The sequence below is a fragment of the Mycobacterium sp. TH-M106 genome (assembly GCF_057473765.1).
Window position 1 is genome coordinate 1 of the sequence record NZ_JBYCLE010000270.1, and the last position, 3,720, is coordinate 3,720.

Annotated in this window: 6 protein-coding genes and 1 pseudogene; 6 read left to right on the top strand and 1 reads right to left on the bottom strand. The window is 66.4% G+C overall.

What is annotated here, in order from left to right; translation table 11 throughout:
- From AC2VOP_RS09360 to AC2VOP_RS09375, 4 genes and pseudogenes are all read left to right on the top strand, one after another.
- Window positions 1–120 (top strand): annotated as a pseudogene (locus tag AC2VOP_RS09360) (protein disulfide oxidoreductase); the annotation flags it as partial.
- A 14-nt stretch (window positions 121–134) separates the two neighbouring features.
- Window positions 135–1,007, top strand: coding sequence for a cytochrome c biogenesis CcdA family protein (locus AC2VOP_RS09365; RefSeq protein ID WP_486960698.1), 873 nt, complete (start codon window positions 135–137; stop codon window positions 1,005–1,007).
- A gap of 65 nt (window positions 1,008–1,072) precedes the next feature.
- On the top strand, window positions 1,073–1,330 hold the full coding sequence (locus tag AC2VOP_RS09370) for a hypothetical protein (protein WP_486960699.1): 258 nt from the start codon (window positions 1,073–1,075) through the stop codon (window positions 1,328–1,330).
- Window positions 1,327–1,710, top strand: coding sequence for a type II toxin-antitoxin system VapC family toxin (locus AC2VOP_RS09375; protein ID WP_486960700.1), 384 nt, complete (start codon window positions 1,327–1,329; stop codon window positions 1,708–1,710). Before AC2VOP_RS09370 ends, AC2VOP_RS09375 begins: the two co-directional genes overlap by 4 nt.
- Here the strand turns inward: AC2VOP_RS09375 and AC2VOP_RS09380 are convergent.
- Complete coding sequence (locus AC2VOP_RS09380) at window positions 1,703–1,957, bottom strand: DUF2631 domain-containing protein (RefSeq protein WP_486960701.1); 255 nt, start codon at window positions 1,955–1,957, stop codon at window positions 1,703–1,705. The two genes, AC2VOP_RS09375 and AC2VOP_RS09380, sit on opposite strands and share 8 nt — an antisense overlap.
- 311 nt (window positions 1,958–2,268) lie before the next feature.
- On the opposite strand from AC2VOP_RS09380, the gene dxr reads away from it, so the two are divergent.
- Both dxr and AC2VOP_RS09390 read left to right on the top strand, forming a co-directional pair.
- Entirely contained in the window at window positions 2,269–3,450 is a 1,182-nt protein-coding gene (gene dxr / locus AC2VOP_RS09385) for a 1-deoxy-D-xylulose-5-phosphate reductoisomerase (protein WP_486960702.1), read from the top strand.
- A partial coding sequence (locus AC2VOP_RS09390; protein WP_486953286.1) for a site-2 protease family protein occupies window positions 3,447–3,720 on the top strand: 274 nt, incomplete at its 3' end. The genes dxr and AC2VOP_RS09390, both read left to right, overlap by 4 nt.

The following is a 3,720-nucleotide window of genomic DNA, read 5'->3' on the forward strand; positions in this document are numbered from 1 at the left end:
CCGTGGCAACCGGCGTATGTGTTCTACCGCTCGGACGGCTCCTCCACCTTCGTGAACAACCCCACTTCGGCGATGTCGCAGCAGGAGTTGTCCGACCAGGTGGCCGCGCTGACCGGCTAGGGCAACACGCTTTCGTGGACCGCGGACTGATCGGCTTCGCCTTCGCCGCCGGATTGGTGGCAGCGTTGAACCCGTGCGGTTTCGCTTTGCTGCCCGCTTATCTGATCCTGGTGGTGCGCGGGCAAGGCAGCGAGGAGACGCTGGCGGCTGTGCCGCCCGGCTTGATGGCGCTTGGCCGTGCGCTGGCGGCCAGTATCGGGATGGCGCTGGGGTTCTTGACGGTGTTCGGGGTGTTCGGCGCACTGACCATATCGGCGGCCTCGACGGTGCAACGATACCTGCCCTACGTGACGGTGCTGATCGGCTTTGTTCTTGTGGCACTCGGGATTTGGCTGCTATTGGGGCGGGAGCTGACGATGTTGACGCCAAAGCGGTTGGGCGGGCGATGGGCTCCGACGGTTCGGCTGGGGTCAATGTACGGTTACGGCGTCAGTTATGCGATGGCCTCGCTTTCGTGCACCATAGGCCCGTTCTTGGCCGTCACCGCGGCGGGTTTTCGTGGTGGCTCCCTGATTGGAAGCGTATCGGTCTATCTCGCCTACGTCGCGGGACTCACCCTGGTCGTCGGTGTGCTGGCCGTCGCCGCAGCGTTCGCGAGTTCGGCGGTGGCCGAACGCATCCGGCGAATCTTGCCGTTCGTCAACCGGATCAGCGGCGGATTGCTGGTGCTGGTCGGGTTGTACGTCGGCTACTTCGGCCTCTACGAGGTGCGTTTGTTCACCGCCCATGGCAATCCCGAGGATGCGGTGATCAGCGCCGCTGGCCACGTCCAGGGCGCGCTTGCGGGCTGGGTGCAGCAGCACGGCGCGTGGCCGTGGGTGCTGGCACTGGCTGTCCTCGTCGTGGGTGCGTTCGCCGGTATCCGGCGTCGACGCGCGCGCCGGTAGCTGTTCTCAACCGACAATCCCGCACCAGTGCGACACCGTTAACCAGTCGGTGTTACACTTCGTCGGTGCCGACTCACCACCGCCGCCACGCGATCACTGAGACCGACGACATCAAAGAGGCGCTCAGCGTAGCCGGTCGCGCATGGCCGCAGCTGGCCGACAAACCCAACGCACTGCTACGCCGACTCATCAAGGCGGGCCAAGTAGCCACGGAGAGTGCCGACGAGGCGCGACTTCGGGCTATCGACGACAGCAAAGGGGCGTTAGCGGGGGTGTATGGCGCCGGCTATCTGGACGATCTGCGTGCTGACTGGCCCGAATGATCATCCTGGATGCCAGTGTGTTGATCGGCCACTTCGAGCCCGCAGACCAGCACCACGAAAAGGCCGGCGCCCTACTGCAGGCCCACCGCGGTCACCGGTTCGGAGCAAGTGTGATCACGCTCGCCGAGATCTTCGCCGATGCGTCCAGAGCCGGGCTGGCCGGATATGCCGAGCAGCTGCTGGAGCAACTCGACGTCGAACCGGTGCCCCTCCTGGCCGACGCCGGTCGTCGCCTAGGGGAGCTGCGCAGCATCACCCGACTGAAGATGCCTGACTGCTGTGTGCTTTACGCCGCTGAACACTGTGACGCCGCGGTCGCAACATTCGACGCCAAGCTTGCCGAACAGGCGCGGCAACTTGGTCGCGCTATGGCTACCTGAGCCAGCCGCGCCGGCGACCCCACGCGTCGCGCACCACGACGAAGAGCACCAGTGCGGCAAACCCGATCAGGAACCAGTCCTCGATGTGGCCCACGTGATTACCGCGCAGCATCGCCAGCAGAAACCCGAAGATTCCCAAGCCGACGTAACGCCAGGTGCGGTGATTGATTCTGCTCCAACCCCACGCCGCGGAGGGCACCTCGGCGGTATCTATCCCAGCGTGACGCTCCACCTCGGTGCCGACCACTTCGACTCCTCTGTTCGCATGGGCAACTGATCGACATTCTGGCATATCGATGGTTAACCGGTTTGGAATGTCCGGTACGCGGCCCGGCCTACGACTTCGGCCAGACTCTCTGGTGTCCAGCGCTGCTCGACGTCGAGCAGCATGCGCTGTGTTTTCTACGTTGTCGACCTGCGATGGTGACAGCAGTGGGCGCATTACCGTGTTGACCCGGCTGGCGAGTTGGGCTCGGCCGCGGGCGACCGGGCAACCTGTGGTGCTTCGGCGACTACACCGGCACGCCGCTAACCGTCTACCCGGGGCACAATGAACGGGTGACCACGAAGCGCCGCAGAGTGCTGATCCTGGGCTCCACCGGCTCGATCGGCACCCAGGCGCTGCAGGTCATCGCCGCCAATCCGGACCGCTTCGAGGTAGTGGGCCTGGCCGCCGGCGGTGGGCGCCCCGATCTGCTGGCCGCACAGCGCGCCGAGTTCGGGGTGAAAAGCATCGCCGTCGTCGACGAGCGAGCCGCCGACGCTATCGGCGACGTCGCCTACCGTGGGGCCGCCGCGGTCACCCGGTTGGTGGAAGACACCGCATCTGACGTGGTGCTCAACGCGCTGGTCGGAGCAGTGGGGCTCAAACCCACCTTGGCCGCGCTGGCGACCGGGGCAACGCTGGCGCTGGCCAACAAGGAATCCTTGGTCGCGGGAGGCCCGTTGGTGCTCAAGACCGCCGCACCCGGCCAGATCGTGCCGGTGGACTCCGAGCACTCCGCGATGGCGCAGTGCCTGCGCGGCGGCACTCCCGACGAGGTCGCCAAGATCGTCCTGACCGCGTCCGGTGGGCCGTTCCGCGGCTGGACATCAGCCGACCTGGAGCACGTCACCCCCGAGCAGGCCGGTGCGCACCCGACCTGGTCGATGGGCCCGATGAACACGCTGAACTCGGCATCACTGGTCAACAAGGGGCTCGAGCTCATCGAAACCCACCTACTGTTCGGGGTGCCCTATGAGCGCATCGACGTCGTCGTGCATCCGCAGTCGATCGTGCATTCCATGGTCACCTTCGTCGACGGCTCGACGATCGCTCAGGCCAGCCCACCGGATATGCGGCTGCCCATCGCGCTGGCGCTGGGCTGGCCGGCGCGGGTGCCCGGCGCGGCTGCGGCCTGCGACTTCACCCCTGCGTCAGGTGCCTCGACCTGGGAGTTCGAACCGTTGGACGCCGCAGTGTTTCCCGCCGTCGAGCTGGCCCGCGAGGCCGGCCAGGCCGGCGGCAGCATGCCCGCGGTCTACAACGCGGCCAACGAGGAAGCAGCAGCAGCATTCCTGTCCGGCCGAATCGGCTTCCCGGCCGTCGTCGGCACTATCGCCGATGTGCTGCACGCCGCAGACCAGTGGGCTGCGAAAACAGGAGAACCCGCTACCGTGGACGACGTACTCGACGCGCAGCGCTGGGCCCGGGAGCAGGTGGCGCGCGTGATCACACGGGAGGTAGCAACAACTCGATGATGTTCGTGGTCGGCATTGCGCTGTTCGCGCTTGCCATCCTGGTCTCGGTGGCGCTGCACGAATGCGGCCACATGTGGGTGGCGCGCGCCACCGGCATGCTGGTGCGCCGCTATTTCGTCGGTTTCGGCACCACCCTCTGGTCGATCCGACGCGGCGAGACCGAGTACGGCCTCAAGGCGATCCCGGCGGGCGGGTTCTGCGACATCGCCGGGATGACCGCGGTCGAAGAGCTGGCACCCGAAGAACGCGACCGGGCCATGTACAAACAGC

Excerpts from the sequence above, each read along its gene's own strand:
- AC2VOP_RS09375 (WP_486960700.1), top strand. The coding sequence starts at position 1,327 with ATGATCATCCTGGATGCCAGTGTGTTGATCGGCCACTTCGAGCCCGCA.